Raw genomic sequence first — 14,092 nt, forward strand, 5'->3', positions numbered from 1 at the left:
AGATATTATTTGAAAAAACTATCAAAAGATTTTTATTTCAAAAGGCATCAAAATCTTTCATATACCTGCGTGATTTGCGATACTAAAAACACCTTCTTCTTCCATCCGCCCAATCAATGAAGCAATACAATTACAGTCAATACTTAACCGAAAAAAGTTAAATACCACCAAGAAATGTTTCCTAAAAACCTAGACACTTTTAGAATAAAAAAACGTTTCCAGTATATTTACCTTTTAATATAAACAACAAATGATGAATAAATATTTTTCTTTAAAAGAGAAAAATATTGTGAAAAAACACTTACAAGCTTTCACTTTAAAAGCGTTCTTCTTCCTCAGGTACTAAAATTTCCCGTTTACCCGCATGATTGGCTGGACTAATGATACCTTCTTCTTCCATCCGTTCAATCAATGAAGCAGCACGATTATAGCCAATACCTAAACGACGTTGAATGTAAGAGGTGGAAGCCTTACGGTCCCGAAGAACAACAGCAACAGCTTGACTATAGGGATCATCTGCTGAAGGAGAAATCAAAGAAGCATCTGTATCATTTTCTGAAATCTCTTGCGTAATATTTTCCAAATAATCAGGCCGTGCTTGCGCTTTGAGATGTACCACAACCTGCTCAACTTCATCATCGGCCACAAAAGGTCCATGAACACGCTGAATACGCCCTCCTCCCATCATGAAGAGCATATCTCCTTGTCCCAACAACTGTTCAGCTCCCTGTTCCCCAAGAATTGTTCGGCTATCAATTTTTGAACTTACAGAAAAAGAAATACGTGTGGGGAAATTGGCTTTTATCGTCCCAGTAATCACATCCACCGAAGGACGTTGTGTAGCCATAATCACATGAATACCGGCCGCACGCGCCATTTGCGCTAAGCGTTGCACTGCCCCTTCAATATCTTTGCCGGCAACCATCATCAAATCAGCCATTTCATCAATAATGACAACAATATAGGGCATAGGACTCAAATTGAGAGTTTCTGTTTCGTAAAGTGGCTCACCAGTCTCGTGATCAAATCCGACTTGAACTGTACGGGTTATTGTCTCCCCCTGATTTTCTGCTTCTTTGAGACGTGCATTAAACCCATCAATATTGCGGACACCAACTTTTGACATTTTGCTATAGCGCTCTTCCATTTCACGAACAGCCCACTTAAGCGCAATGACCGCTTTTTTAGGATCTGTTACCACGGGTGTTAACAAATGAGGAATGCCATCATAAACCGAAAGTTCAAGCATTTTGGGATCTACCATAATGAGACGACATTGATCAGGTGTCATACGGTAAAGAAGCGATAAAATCATCGTATTAATAGCGACAGATTTCCCTGATCCTGTTGTACCTGCCACCAAAAGATGTGGCATTTTTGCTAAATCTGCGATAACCGTCTCCCCCCCTATAGTCTTGCCCAAAGCAAGCCCTAATTTTGCTTTGCTCTCAACAAATTCCTGCGCTTGCAAAATTTCTCGTAAATAAACCATCTCACGCGTTGCATTAGGCAATTCTATCCCAATCACATTGCGCCCTGGAACTACAGCAACACGCGCTGAAATCGCACGCATCGAACGCGCAATATCATCTGCCAAACCAATGATACGGGAAGACTTAATACCAGCAGCCGGTTCAAATTCATACAAAGTCACCACCGGACCAGGACGTGCATCAATAATTTTTCCCTTAACGCCAAAATCTAACAAAACACCTTCAAGTTCCTGTGAATTAGCTCTTAAGACAGCAGGAGAAAGCTTTGCATCCCTTGCTGCCGGTGGAGAAACCGAAAGATAATCTAAAAGCGGAAGGAGAAAACCATCTTTTTTAGAAACCTTTAACGGCTTAAAAACACGGCTTTTCAGGGGAGAAACCGGCACCTTATCTCTATTTTCGTGATCTTTCATTTTTCCATCAAGGAAAACCGGTTCAATCCGATCAAATGATTTTCCTTGTTTCTTAAAGCAATTTTTAAAAAAGAAAAAACGAAAAAACCGTGCTTGTAAAAAATAAAAAAAGTGTAAAATAGCTCCAAAAGTCGTAACAAAAAAACTGTTTTGTGCTCTATCTGCAAAATCTTCTTCATCCTCTAACATATCGAAAGTTGAATTCACATTTTCGACCTTTTGAACGTTTTTTGTTTTTCTTTTATTTGTTTGGCGTCGCCACACCACATTACCCGCAAAAGCAGCCAATAAAAAACTTAAAAGGATAAGAATCACACCCAAGAGCACATTTTGAAATGGAGAAAGAAAAACAGGGAAGATTAAATAAGCAGCACTTAAAACTTTATCCCCCAAAACTCCCCCCAAACCTATCGGCAATGGCCAATACGTAAGAGGAATAATAGGTGTCATAAGAGCAAAAGAAACTAAAAAACAAACCGTTGACACCACCCACAGAAAAAGACGAAAAAACAAATTATGGATATCTTTTTGTGCAAGCAAAAGAAACGACCAAAATAATGGCGGCAATAAAATACCAACGCTTGCCAAACCAAAAAACTGCATGACAAAATCTGCGAAAATTGCACCTAACCACCCCATAAAATTTGTAACCCTATTTGCACTTGCATGCGTTAATGAAGGATCTGCAATATTCCAAGTTGCCAAAGCAACAACGCAAAAAATAATGAAACCCAAAAGCCCAAGCCCAATGAAAACACCAATCTGGCGCAAAAACATTTCAATAAGCCGTGAACCATAAGATTGTTGCTCTTCTAATGGATCATAAGGGGAAGAACTTTGATGCATTCATAAATTCCAAGTACAAAACCTTTGCATTAAAGAGTTATAAGATTATAACAAAAAAATTAACACAGTTTTAACCATCATAATCATAACAATCGCCTTATAATATGGTATAAAAGGTGTTATTGAAGAAAGATACCCTTTTCGTTTAAGAGTGAAAAAAACTGCAAATAATGGAATGAAGCGTTGTGCATTCTGATCCCAATAAAAATATAAAACCCAAGAGAAATCTAGAACCCAATGAAAACATAAGACAATGTGATATCCTCATTGCAGGCGGTGCAGTTGTCGGGCTAACACTGGCAATAGCGCTCAAGCAAGCAGCCCCTGAACTGAAAATTAATATCGTCGATGCCGCTGCTGCTCAAGAAAAACTTCTCACTTCCAATATACGAGCATTTGCCCTCGCAGCTGCTTCTATTCGTATGTTAAAGCAATTGCAATGTTGGAAACATATAGAGCCCTATACCCAACCCATTCATTCAATGATCATCACGGATACAGGCACAAATGATCCTGTCAAACCAACCCTTTTAACCTTTGAAGGAGATATCACCCCCAACGAACCCTTTGCCGCTATGGTAGAACAAAGTACACTCATGAGTGCTTTAAAAAAGCGTGCACAAGATTTGAGTATTACTTTCTTTGCAAATATGCGTGTCATTGATTTTCATCAAAAAAACCAACACACTGCTGTCACGTTAAGCAATAAAGAAATCTGGCAAACAAAATTACTGATTGCAGCCGACGGAGCACATTCTCAATTACGCGAAAAAGCAGGACTTAAAAACTTTTCTCATCCCTATAAACAAACAGCAATCATTTGCACAATTGAACATGAAAAACCCCATCATGGACGAGCAATTCAACATTTTTTACCCGCTGGACCTTTCGCTCTTCTTCCTCTCAAAGGCAACCGATCCGCTATTGTATGGAATGAACACCATGAAACTGCGCAATATTACCTCAAAGCTGACGCTCTTATTTTTGAAACAGAACTCGAAAAACGCATTGGTCATCAACTAGGAAAATTCTCTTGGAATGGAGAACGCCAAGCTTTTCCCTTGAGCCTTTCTTTAACACGCCAATGTATTAAACCTCGTTTTGCTCTCATTGGCGATGCTGCCCACACAATTCACCCCATTGCAGGACAAGGACTCAATTTAGGATTACGCGACAGCGCCGCGCTCGCTGAGGTCATTATTGAAACAGCACGGCTGGGTCTTGATATCGGATCACTCATTGCTTTAGAGCGCTATCAACGCTGGAGACGTTTCGAAACTGTACGTATGACCTTGAGTAACGATTGGCTGCACAAACTTTTTTCTAATGATAACCTCCTCTTGCGAATGCTCCGCGATGTTGGACTTGGAATTGTCAATCAAACACCAAAAATGAAAAAGCATTTCATGCAAGAAGCCTCCGGACTCACCCCTAATGCCCCACGTTTGTTACACGGAATCCCACTCTAAGAAAAAATATACCCTTGCACTTTTGGCATCCTATAAATGAAACTTTCTTCAATTAGATAACCTTTTTGTTCACTCTGGTGTACTAAAATTTTGGTAAGGCCCAGCTTCTGAATCTGTCAAAGCCAAAGGTATTTATAATATAATAAAAAAGCTACCCCATAACCTAGCTTCATAATACAAAAAGAGCCCGTTGTGTAATCGAACTTATAGCAATAGGCGAGTAAAACAAAAAAAACACCAAGGAAACTATAACCCAATGTTTTTTAAGTAACAGAAACTTTCTAAAAATCTAAAAACTTAATATTCAGAGCATCCGAAATAAATATAAAATAGAAAAATTGTTTTAAACAATTGAAATCTGCCAACAGGAATCTACACTCAAGATGAGTTGATTGCATCTACTACCTACTATACACTCAAAAAAAACGGACAGAAACCAAAAAAGTACCTGTTCTTTTCGGGACCTTCAACACACTTTTTATTCCTTGATACACAGAAGAAATTTCGGAGACAAACATCAAACGTATCACACCCTCCCTCTAAAAACGAAAAGGCCAAAACCAACACCCATTACAGAGAGATTCCGTTTTCCAAGACACTCTCAAATCTAAACCACACAAATAACAAGAGCCTGAAACTGATATCTAACGCCTCATAAAAGAGATCTCCGACCAAAATTCATAAAATCCCTCAAGCTGTTATTTTACAGATCAACATTATAAATATACAAAATGTATGTATAAAGAAACAAATTAACCTATAATGATAATTTACCGTTTTACAATTTAAATGAAAACCCAAACATCGCAAGACTCTCTCATTTTAAACCTTCTTATGATGAATCATAACAGAACTATTTTCTTCCGTATCACAAGAGAGATAATATGCCGATAAAACCATTGAATAAAGAAGTAAAATGCCTCTTATGAGCCATCTTGATGCAAAAGCAACGCAATATTTAGACTGAAAAAATGATGATGCTAACTTGTTACAACAATAGCTTCCTCACAGTTAAACAAACTCTTTGCACTGTCATATATAGCAGTGTTCAAACATCGTAGAACATTACTAACGCATTAGTTTTGTGTTTCGACTTATCACATTACCAAAAAAACACACTACTTGAGTTCATATTTTTTGATATCCTCATACCTTACGAATATTGCAACATATTATGTTACTTCTAGTTCTTCAAGCGCATAACCATTTTCTAACCATTCTTTAATCCACTTAGGTTTACGCCCCCGCCCATTCCATAATTCCCACTGGTTATTAGGATTTCTATAATGGCGCTCTTTACTCACAAGATCGGCGATATCAATTCCATGCGCATTGGCAATTTCAAGTATTTTTCTCCGTGCATTCTGCTTCTCTCTTACTTGCCGTTTTTTTAATTCTGCGTCAATTTGGATACGCATTTCCTGTAATTCATCAAGATTCATATTTTTGAGATCATCCACTTTATTACTCCCCTTGCAAAAAAGAATTGCGCTTTGACATATTTTTAACACAATTATAGACGAGTTTTGACAACTTTATTATCGGAATTAAAGTTATGATGAATATATCGCTTTTACGGAGACATACTTTGAACCACAAAGAATCCTTTATTGGTGTATCAATTGTCATTTCTTTACCTCTTTTCAGTTCGAACGCTGAAAGGAGTAGACTGGATGTTCACACTCCATTATGGCTTTCTAGTGCTTATGGTTCAGCGGTCGAAAGTGAATACAAACTATCAATCTATAAACTATGGCAATACTCGACAAAGAACAAGACCTCTATACACAACGAAAAAGATGTTTATTCTTCCCATAAGACGCATTCTTACATACAATTGGACTCTGTTTTATGTCAGTATTCTTCAAAAGCAGTAGAAGAAACAAAAAATGATACGATACAATCAACCTCAATAAATCTCCAAAAGCGGTCATCACTTGAATCCAATCTTTCTTTTTGTAAACACAGTGGTCGTAGTATTAATTGGCATAATGTGTTCGGTTTTGTCCTATATATTCATACAATTAGTCGCATGTTAGTACATGTACAAAATATTCTCAGAAAATACAAAATCTATAATTGCAAAAAACAAGATTTTAGACAAAACAAACATGCTTCGCCAAGTTATGAAAATACATTGTGGCAATACTCAAAGGAACCGCACAAGATTGGCGTTTATATCAACAAAATCTTCTATCATCGGGTGTGTTGTTCATGATTGTTCCGGATTTTATGATGCTCGCTGCCGCATGTGCGCCCGCTGTTCACCCGACAACACTTTCAGCTATTGTTATGCAAGAATCACGAGGTCATATCTATGCAATAGGTGTTAACGGTAATTACGAACTATTGCAACAACCATCCTCCTTTAACGAAGCAGTCGCAACAGCAGAACAGCTTAAAAAAGATGGTCATAATTTTGACATGGGTTTAGGTCAAATTAATGTCAAAAATTTAAAATGGCTTGGTATGTCTCTCTCTGACTTATTTGATCCATGCAAAAATCTTAAAGTTGTACAAACTATTTTGACTCATTGCCATAAACAGGCGATGTCTAAGTACAGCTCTGAACAAACTGCACTGCAAGCGGCATTAAGCTGTTACAATACAAGAAATTCTAACAGTGATTTTACTACCATCTCTGTGCAAGAAGTTTCTTCGCATGTCATAGTGAAGGTTCCTGCACTTGTGAGTAACGACTTACAAGAAACTTTGCAGCTTCATACGGAAAGACCAAAACATATCATCGAAACAGAATCCCCTCTACCCTCCTCAGAAGAGTCAGCAGATGCATTTATGCATAAAGCAAGCCGTGTCAGTGACGCTTTTACAACTGAAGAACCCTCTTCATTAGAAAGATGACAAGAGTAATCATTCTTACATTTACGGATGAGAGCTACAATTTTGATAGGATAAAGTAATGAAAGATAGATAAGGAAATATTAAAGCTCTAATTAGTAAGATTGAATGAAATCTTTCTAATTGAGGGCAAAATAATGAAAATGATAGAACAAAACAGCGTTGATACGGCATTCAATCAAAAAGCAGCACGTGAAATTACAATTGTGAAGCGTTCAGAGAGAGAATGGTATTTTACGTTTGTTGCAGATGATCCAATAACCGGAAAACCAAATAAGTACACACTTCTCACACAGAGAGGAAAATTAAGAACTTGGGCTGATCCAAAATATCTCTTCAAATTTCTTCATGAAAGAGGTGTTGTTTATGGCAATTTTAAACTTAATCAGGACGGAAAACATGAAACAAGCGAAGATTCTTCAAACAACAGTTCATAATAGAATTGTCGCAACTGCTGTAGCTATAACTGTATTTTTTATGGCACACCCTTTGTGGGTTCAAGCTCAGAATTTGAATAAGGCAAAAACTGCTTTAACCACCTTTCAAACAGAGTTGGATAAAATTATTCCTGTAGCTGCTGCTGTTATACTTTTATGCTTAGCAATTGGTTACGCAGGGCGTTACATAGAAAAAGATACATTTATACGCTGGGCGATTGGCGTTGTCATCGCTGGCTCAACAGCAGAACTTACTGCAATGTTATTTACAAAGCCATAATGATAATAAATTATAAAGTTATTTAGTTTGAAATGTTCTTTTTGTTTAAAGAAAACTTGTATTTCGTAGATATGCATATCTATGAGTTTGTTATTTATACAGAAGAAAGAAAAAATTATCTATACTAATTATGATTTTAATTTGGATAAACAATATGAAACAATCAAATATTCTTCAGACAACAGTTCATAATAGAGTTATTGCAATTTCCGCAGCTATAAGCACGTTTTTTACGGCTCATCCTGCATATGCCCAACTAGTTAATGCTAAAAATGCTTTAGAAGCTCTGAAGAACGACCTTATTAGCAACATCATCCCTATTGCTGCTGCAGTTATACTTCTTTGCCTAGCAATCGGCTATGCAGGGCGCTACATCGAAAAAGATACATTTGTACGCTGGGCGGTTGGTGTTGTCATCGCTGGCTCAGCAGCTGAACTTACTGCAATGTTATTTACAAAGGTACAATGAGAATAAATTATAAAATTATTTAGTTTGAAATGTTTTTTTTGTTTAAAGAAAGCTTGTATTTCATAGATATGCATATCTACGAAATTATGACTTATACAGAAGAAAAAAGGAATTATTCGTACTAACTATGATTTTAATTGGGGTAAACAATATGAAACAATTAAATATTCTTCAAACAGCAGTTCATAATAAGATCATCGCTATTGTCGTAGCTGTAACTATATTTTTTATAGCGCGTCCTGTATGTGCCCAAGCACAAAATTTGACTAAAGCCAAAGACGCCTTAGGAAAACTCAAAGAGCAATTGGATGTAATCATTCCTATTGCTGCTGGCATTATCCTTTTATGCTTAGCAATTGGTTACGCAGGGCGTTACATCGAAAAAGGTACATTTGTACGCTGGGCAGTCGGCGTTGTAATTGCGGGATCAGCAGTTCAACTTACCGCAATGTTGTTTAAACCTAATGGGGGCTAATTATAAAATTTCACAGCACAAATTGCTTTTTTCGTTAAAAGAAAACTTTTTAGACTGTTAGTAATAGTCTTATTCAGATCGTTCAAAAGTGAAATTCTTTATAGTAATCTTATCAGGATATACAAATGAGACATTTAAATAATCCGTTTAAAAATAACAACAGAATCATCCCTATTGCCGCAACTGTAATCGCGTTTTTTATGGCTCACCCTGCATATGCCAAACTAGATAATGCTAAAAAAGCTTTAGAAGCTCTGCAAAAAGACCTTATTGATAGCATTATTCCTATTGCTGCTGCAGTTATACTTCTTTGTCTAGCAATAGGTTATGCAGGACGCTACATCGAAAAAGATACGTTTGTGCGCTGGGCGATTGGCGTTGTCATTGCTGGCTCAGCAACACAACTTGCCAAGATGTTGTTTACAGGTGCTTGAAGATGATTATGAAAACAGCATCGTAAAAATATTTTCTTTTTAAAAGTAGAGACTATCCATCCGTTATAATGAACTCAATTGTAGTTTTATTTATGTTTGAAAGTAAAAAATATCATTTGTTTAATTTAATAAGAGTAAAAAACATGAAGCAATTAACGAAACACCGATCAAAACATAAGAACAGGATCATCGCAACTATTGCAGCTATAACTGTATTTTTTATGAATCGTCCTGCATATGCTGAACTGAAAAATGCTAAAGATGCTCTAGAAAAACTAAAGGGCGAACTTAATGCAATTATTCCTATTGCCGCTGGAGTCATACTTTTGTGTCTAGCAATTGGTTATGCAGGACGATACATCGAAAAAGATACATTTGTGCGATGGGCGATTGGCGTTGTCATCGCTGGTTCAGCGGTTCAACTTACCACAATGTTGTTCAAACCTAATTGAAACCAACCATGAAACTGTATGAAATAAGGTGTTCTTTTTAACGTGAAGCCTTTATCCATCAGTTGTATATATACTAGTGAAATTTTCACTTATGTTGCAAGAAAAGGATGTTGTTTATTGGCAACTTCAATCATAATGGAAATAAAATCATGAAACAATTAAATACTTTCCAGAAAAAAATTGAAAATGTAAGAAATAGGATTCGTGTTGCTTTTATAATTCCAGTTTTATTCTTAGCGACAAAGCCCACATATGCTCAAGAAAAAACAAATAACATAGATGTTTTCATAGGTATGCAGTACGGGTTAAGTGTAATTATTCCCATTGCGTCTGCTATCGTTCTTGTATTTCTATTATTTCTTTGGGCGTTTCGCATCATTGCAAGGGCTACATTTGCACGGTGGGCGTTCAGTGTCGTTATTGCTGGTGCAGCATTTTATCTTAGCCATATATTATTTCATATCAGCTAATCGGAGAGGCTCATGAGATCGCAAAAACATGAAGAATTTCCCTTATTCAAGGGAGCAACTCGTGTTCCAACCCTTTGGGGTGTACCCATGATGCCACTTATTATTATGGTTGTAGGTGTCGCTTCTATTGCCATGACGATGAATATCTTTTTGTGGATCATAGCGCCACCATTATGGTTTATTATGGCACAAATCACCAAAAACGATGATAAAGCATTCCGGATCTGGTGGTTGTGGATTGATACTAAGTTCCGTAACCGAAACAAGAACTTTTGGGGCGCCTCAAGTTACAGTCCCTCTAACTACCGCAAAAGGAGATAAGCATGACGGCTGTTGAAAGCAGCAAGCGCCTTGCATCAGAGACACCAGTAAGTCTGTTCATACCCTACTCACACCATATCACAGATACGATTATCTCTACCAAAAATGCAGAATATTTATCTGTCTGGAAGATTGATGGGTGTTCGCATCAAAGTGCTTCGGAAGAAGAAATTTTTCAGTGGACAAAAGAGCTAAACAACACCTTGCGTGGTATTGCATCAGCCAATTTATCTCTGTGGACTCATATCGTGCGTCGGCGTGTTTATGAATATCCCGATTCAATGTTTGATAAGATGTTTTGCTATCAGCTTGATGAAAAATACCGGCAAAGCTTTACTGGTTATAATCTAATGGTCAATGACCTGTATCTAACCATTGTTTTTCAACCGATAGCCGATAAGGTTATGTCATTTTTTTCTCAGCATGAACGCGAAACGCTCGATCAGAAAAAGATGCGGCAAGAATCATGTATAAAAGCTCTCAATGATATTAATCGCACCTTAAGTCAATCATTAAAACGTTACGGTGCAGAACTTCTTGGTGCTTATGAAAAAAATGGGCATGCCTATTCTTCTGCCCTTGAATTTCTTGGAATGCTGATTAACGGCGAATACCGACCTATGCCAATATGCCATGATCGTTTTGCGGACTATATGTCTATCAATCGGCCTTTTTTCTCGAAATGGGGTGCTGTAGGTGAACTGCGTACAACCACTGGAATGCGTCGATTTGGAATGCTGGAAATTAAGGAATACGACACAACAACCAGACCGGGTCAACTTAATGTTTTGCTGGAAAGCGATTTCGAATTTGTGTTGACACAGAGTTTTTCGGTGCTCTCACGACATGCTGCCAAGGATTATTTGCAGAGGCATCAACGTAATCTTATTGATGCACGCGATGTGGCAACGAGTCAAATTGAACAAATTGACGAAGCACTTAACCAGCTTGTAAGTGGGCATTTTGTTATGGGTGAGCATCATTGTACATTGACACTTTACGGCGATACAATTCAACAAGTTCGCGACCATATGGCAAAAGCGAGCGCGGCACTACTAGACGTTGCAGTATTGCCAAAACCTGTAGATTTAGCCATAGAGGCTGGTTATTGGGCACAACTTCCCGCAAATTGGAAATGGCGACCACGTCCTGCGCCCATTACGTCACTGAATTTCTTGTCATTCTCGTCCTTTCATAATTTTATGTCAGGTAAGCCGACTGGAAATCCATGGGGTCCCGCAGTCACGATTCTTAAAACAACCAGTAAAACACCGCTTTATTTCAATTTTCATGTCTCCAAACTTGAAGAAGATTCAACGGACAAGCGTCTCCTTGGGAATACCGCACTCATCGGACAATCAGGTTCCGGTAAAACGGTGCTACTTGGGTTCCTGTTAGCGCAAGCGCAAAAATTTAAGCCGACAACCGTTGTGTTTGATAAAGATCGTGGCATGGAAATTGCTATTCGGGCAATGGGTGGTAAATATCTATCATTTAAAGCTGGTAAGCAAAGTGGTTTTAATCCATTCCGGCTGCCCCCCACACAAGACAATCTGATTTTTCTAAAACAGTTTGTTAAAAAGTTAGCAGAAGCTGGTGGTGAAATTACACATCACGACAGCGAAGAAATTAACCAAGCTGTCACGTCTGTTATGAGTAGCAACATTGATCCATCACTACGTCGCTTGTCTTTTCTAGTGCAATTCCTACCAAATCCGCATTTAAGTGATTATAATGCACATCCATCAGTTCATGCTCGCTTAATAAAATGGTGTGAAGGTGGTGATTATGGATGGTTATTTGACAATCCCAATGATGCCCTTGATCTTTCAACACATCAAATTTATGGCTTTGATATCACAGAATTCTTAGATAACCCAGAAACTCGTACTCCGGTAATGATGTATTTGCTTTACCGCACCGAAGGAATGATTAGCGGGCAACGCTTTATGTATATTTTTGACGAGTTTTGGAAACCTTTGCAAGACCCGTATTTTGAGGATTTGGCAAAGAATAAACAAAAAACTATCCGTAAACAAAATGGTATTTTTGTTTACGCTACACAAGAGCCTAGTGATGCCTTGGAAAGCAATATCGCCAAGACGCTTATTCAGCAGTGCGCAACTTACATTTTTTTAGCCAATCCTAAAGCAAATTACGAAGATTATACGCAAGGATTCAAACTCACAGATGCTGAATTTGAGCTTATAAAAGGACTTGGAGAGTTTAGCCGTCAGTTCCTTATCAAACAAGGTGATCAATCGGCACTTGCAGAACTAAATCTCGGCAAATTCCATGTAACAATTGATGGAAAAACTATCGAGCGTGACTTTAGTGATGAACTTTTAGTGTTATCAGGTACGCCTGATAACGCAGAATTGGCCGAAAGCATTATCAATAAAGTAGGTGATGATCCAGCAGTGTGGTTACCAATTTTTTTACAACATGTAAAAGCTGATAGGAGGGAAACATGAAAAAGGTGATTATCGCAATCGCAACAATAGCAATTGTAGGAATTCCAAACTCAGCAATGGCTTGGGCTTGGCCAGTACCGGCAGATTGGACTAAGTGGTTTCCAGATCCGAAGCCGAAGCCGAAGCCGAAGCCTAAAAAGCCTTCTGTACCAGATCATTATTTAGAGCTTATCGATTTAATAAGACAACACCTTGAAGTAAAACAAAAGCAGTTGGAGCAAGCACAAAAAACACATAACGCTATTATGAGTGACCAAAAATCCAAGTCTACACAAACAGATTACACCAGTTTTTTTCTCAAGAAACCAGAATTGATCTACAAAGGTGGTCAGCCGGATATACTTACATCGCTTACAAAGATTTTAGAAGAAGAAGGAATTACTAGCTCTCATCATAAGTCTCGCGATTCTATCAGTAAACGTATCCAATACGCAGCTGCCATTGATAAAGCTGTAAGTTTACAAGCTTTTCAAGAAACAGAAAATCGTTTTGAGCAAATCTCAAAACTTGTAGAACAAATAGATAAAACAGTTGATCTAAAAAGCATTGCCGAGTTACAAGCACGCATAAAAGGCATGTTAACTATGATCCAGAATGAAACGGCAAAATTTCAAATGGTCACACATTCACGCAATGCAGAACAAACACTCATCAGTCAACAAAAACAAAAACGCAATATGAAAATTCTTAACAGTAAAAATAGCGAAATGCCTACTATAAGATCTATAAGATGATGTTTTTATAAACAACTTATCTCAGCGATCAGTTATTTTTACCTCTGCTCTTAGGAAAAATCAACTACATAGTATCGGGTATACTCTCAATATTCTAAAGAAACACACAAAGATTTAATCCACCCCAATCCCAATAAAATGCCGATCTTGATTATGTAAATGTAAATGTAACATACACCATATCTCAAGGTAATGGAAAACTAGAAATTCGCTAAAGAGGAATGCTATGAACTTCATAATGTTCACGCAACTTTTCAATCACATTGATAATGCAACAAAAACATATGTCACAGAAATTTCCTCAAAAGCAATTATCACGATTACTCCTTTCGTATCAATCGGTCTCACCATCGCTTTTATCATATATGGATGGCTCGTCATGCGTGGTGCGATAGATATGCCAGTCTCTGAATTCTTAAGCCGTTGCTTGCGAATAAGCATTATTACTTCAATTGCACTAACTACA

The 14,092-nt window shown here is 37.6% G+C and carries 15 protein-coding genes; 13 read left to right on the forward strand and 2 right to left on the reverse strand.

Features of this window, described 5'->3' with window-relative positions; translation table 11 throughout:
- Positions 1 to 316: 316 nt before the first annotated feature.
- Positions 317 to 2,752: a DNA translocase FtsK gene (locus tag MCO_RS04765; protein WP_007552949.1), complete on the reverse strand. Its 2,436-nt coding sequence runs from the start codon at positions 2,750 to 2,752 to the stop codon at positions 317 to 319.
- A 185-nt stretch (positions 2,753 to 2,937) separates the two neighbouring features.
- Here MCO_RS04765 and MCO_RS04770 point away from each other — a divergent pair, with 185 nt between their 5' ends.
- Positions 2,938 to 4,221 carry a ubiquinone biosynthesis hydroxylase gene (locus MCO_RS04770; protein WP_007552950.1) on the forward strand — a complete coding sequence of 428 codons (1,284 nt, stop codon included), beginning with the start codon at positions 2,938 to 2,940 and terminating at the stop codon, positions 4,219 to 4,221.
- 1,172 nt (positions 4,222 to 5,393) lie between these two features.
- Here the strand turns inward: MCO_RS04770 and MCO_RS04775 are convergent.
- A complete protein-coding gene (locus tag MCO_RS04775; protein ID WP_007552951.1) occupies positions 5,394 to 5,681 on the reverse strand; it encodes an H-NS family nucleoid-associated regulatory protein in 288 nt (95 codons plus the stop codon).
- A gap of 754 nt (positions 5,682 to 6,435) precedes the next feature.
- Here MCO_RS04775 and MCO_RS04780 point away from each other — a divergent pair.
- From MCO_RS04780 to MCO_RS10130, 12 genes are all read left to right on the forward strand, one after another.
- The gene (locus tag MCO_RS04780) at positions 6,436 to 7,083 is read left to right on the forward strand and encodes a lytic transglycosylase domain-containing protein (RefSeq protein ID WP_007552954.1); all 648 of its coding nucleotides are present in this window, start codon (positions 6,436 to 6,438) and stop codon (positions 7,081 to 7,083) included.
- A gap of 134 nt (positions 7,084 to 7,217) precedes the next feature.
- The gene (korA, locus tag MCO_RS04785; protein WP_007552955.1) at positions 7,218 to 7,517 is read left to right on the forward strand and encodes a KorA family transcriptional regulator; all 300 of its coding nucleotides are present in this window, start codon (positions 7,218 to 7,220) and stop codon (positions 7,515 to 7,517) included.
- Entirely contained in the window at positions 7,480 to 7,797 is a 318-nt protein-coding gene (trwL, locus tag MCO_RS04790) for a VirB2 family type IV secretion system major pilin TrwL (protein ID WP_007552956.1), read from the forward strand. The genes korA and trwL (MCO_RS04790) overlap by 38 nt, the downstream gene beginning before the upstream one ends.
- Before the next feature lie 154 nt (positions 7,798 to 7,951).
- The gene (gene trwL, locus MCO_RS04795; protein WP_007552957.1) at positions 7,952 to 8,266 is read left to right on the forward strand and encodes a VirB2 family type IV secretion system major pilin TrwL; all 315 of its coding nucleotides are present in this window, start codon (positions 7,952 to 7,954) and stop codon (positions 8,264 to 8,266) included.
- Positions 8,267 to 8,417: 151 nt separating this feature from the next.
- The gene (gene trwL, locus MCO_RS04800; RefSeq protein WP_040298889.1) at positions 8,418 to 8,741 is read left to right on the forward strand and encodes a VirB2 family type IV secretion system major pilin TrwL; all 324 of its coding nucleotides are present in this window, start codon (positions 8,418 to 8,420) and stop codon (positions 8,739 to 8,741) included.
- 125 nt (positions 8,742 to 8,866) lie between these two features.
- On the forward strand, positions 8,867 to 9,175 hold the full coding sequence (gene trwL / locus MCO_RS04805; protein ID WP_007552959.1) for a VirB2 family type IV secretion system major pilin TrwL: 309 nt from the start codon (positions 8,867 to 8,869) through the stop codon (positions 9,173 to 9,175).
- A gap of 143 nt (positions 9,176 to 9,318) precedes the next feature.
- Positions 9,319 to 9,627, forward strand: a complete 309-nt coding sequence (gene trwL / locus MCO_RS04810) for a VirB2 family type IV secretion system major pilin TrwL (protein ID WP_007552961.1) — start codon at positions 9,319 to 9,321, stop codon at positions 9,625 to 9,627.
- Between the two features lie 149 nt (positions 9,628 to 9,776).
- Positions 9,777 to 10,097 (forward strand): TrbC/VirB2 family protein, encoded by a 321-nt coding sequence (locus MCO_RS04815; protein WP_007552963.1) that lies wholly within the window; start codon positions 9,777 to 9,779, stop codon positions 10,095 to 10,097.
- 12 nt (positions 10,098 to 10,109) lie between these two features.
- Positions 10,110 to 10,418 (forward strand): type IV secretion system protein VirB3, encoded by a 309-nt coding sequence (locus MCO_RS04820; protein WP_007552965.1) that lies wholly within the window; start codon positions 10,110 to 10,112, stop codon positions 10,416 to 10,418.
- A 2-nt stretch (positions 10,419 to 10,420) separates the two neighbouring features.
- Positions 10,421 to 12,892 (forward strand): VirB4 family type IV secretion/conjugal transfer ATPase TrwK, encoded by a 2,472-nt coding sequence (gene trwK / locus MCO_RS04825; RefSeq protein WP_007552966.1) that lies wholly within the window; start codon positions 10,421 to 10,423, stop codon positions 12,890 to 12,892.
- Positions 12,889 to 13,626 carry a type IV secretion system protein gene (locus tag MCO_RS04830; RefSeq protein WP_007552967.1) on the forward strand — a complete coding sequence of 246 codons (738 nt, stop codon included), beginning with the start codon at positions 12,889 to 12,891 and terminating at the stop codon, positions 13,624 to 13,626. Before trwK ends, MCO_RS04830 begins: the two co-directional genes overlap by 4 nt.
- A 226-nt stretch (positions 13,627 to 13,852) precedes the next feature.
- A partial coding sequence (locus MCO_RS10130; protein WP_007552968.1) for a type IV secretion system protein occupies positions 13,853 to 14,092 on the forward strand: 240 nt, incomplete at its 3' end.

The sequence above is a fragment of the Bartonella sp. DB5-6 genome, assembly GCF_000278115.1.
GTDB classification, from domain to species: Bacteria; Pseudomonadota; Alphaproteobacteria; order Rhizobiales; family Rhizobiaceae; genus Bartonella; species Bartonella refiksaydamii.

Excerpts from the sequence above, each read along its gene's own strand:
- MCO_RS04765 (WP_007552949.1), bottom strand. The coding sequence starts at position 2,752 with ATGCATCAAAGTTCTTCCCCTTATGATCCATTAGAAGAGCAACAATCT.
- MCO_RS04780 (WP_007552954.1), top strand. The coding sequence starts at position 6,436 with ATGATTGTTCCGGATTTTATGATGCTCGCTGCCGCATGTGCGCCCGCT.
- korA (WP_007552955.1), top strand. The coding sequence starts at position 7,218 with ATGAAAATGATAGAACAAAACAGCGTTGATACGGCATTCAATCAAAAA.
- trwL (WP_007552956.1), top strand. The coding sequence starts at position 7,480 with ATGAAACAAGCGAAGATTCTTCAAACAACAGTTCATAATAGAATTGTC.
- trwL (WP_007552957.1), top strand. The coding sequence starts at position 7,952 with ATGAAACAATCAAATATTCTTCAGACAACAGTTCATAATAGAGTTATT.
- trwL (WP_040298889.1), top strand. The coding sequence starts at position 8,418 with ATGAAACAATTAAATATTCTTCAAACAGCAGTTCATAATAAGATCATC.
- trwL (WP_007552959.1), top strand. The coding sequence starts at position 8,867 with ATGAGACATTTAAATAATCCGTTTAAAAATAACAACAGAATCATCCCT.
- trwL (WP_007552961.1), top strand. The coding sequence starts at position 9,319 with ATGAAGCAATTAACGAAACACCGATCAAAACATAAGAACAGGATCATC.
- MCO_RS04815 (WP_007552963.1), top strand. The coding sequence starts at position 9,777 with ATGAAACAATTAAATACTTTCCAGAAAAAAATTGAAAATGTAAGAAAT.
- MCO_RS04820 (WP_007552965.1), top strand. The coding sequence starts at position 10,110 with ATGAGATCGCAAAAACATGAAGAATTTCCCTTATTCAAGGGAGCAACT.
- trwK (WP_007552966.1), top strand. The coding sequence starts at position 10,421 with ATGACGGCTGTTGAAAGCAGCAAGCGCCTTGCATCAGAGACACCAGTA.
- MCO_RS04830 (WP_007552967.1), top strand. The coding sequence starts at position 12,889 with ATGAAAAAGGTGATTATCGCAATCGCAACAATAGCAATTGTAGGAATT.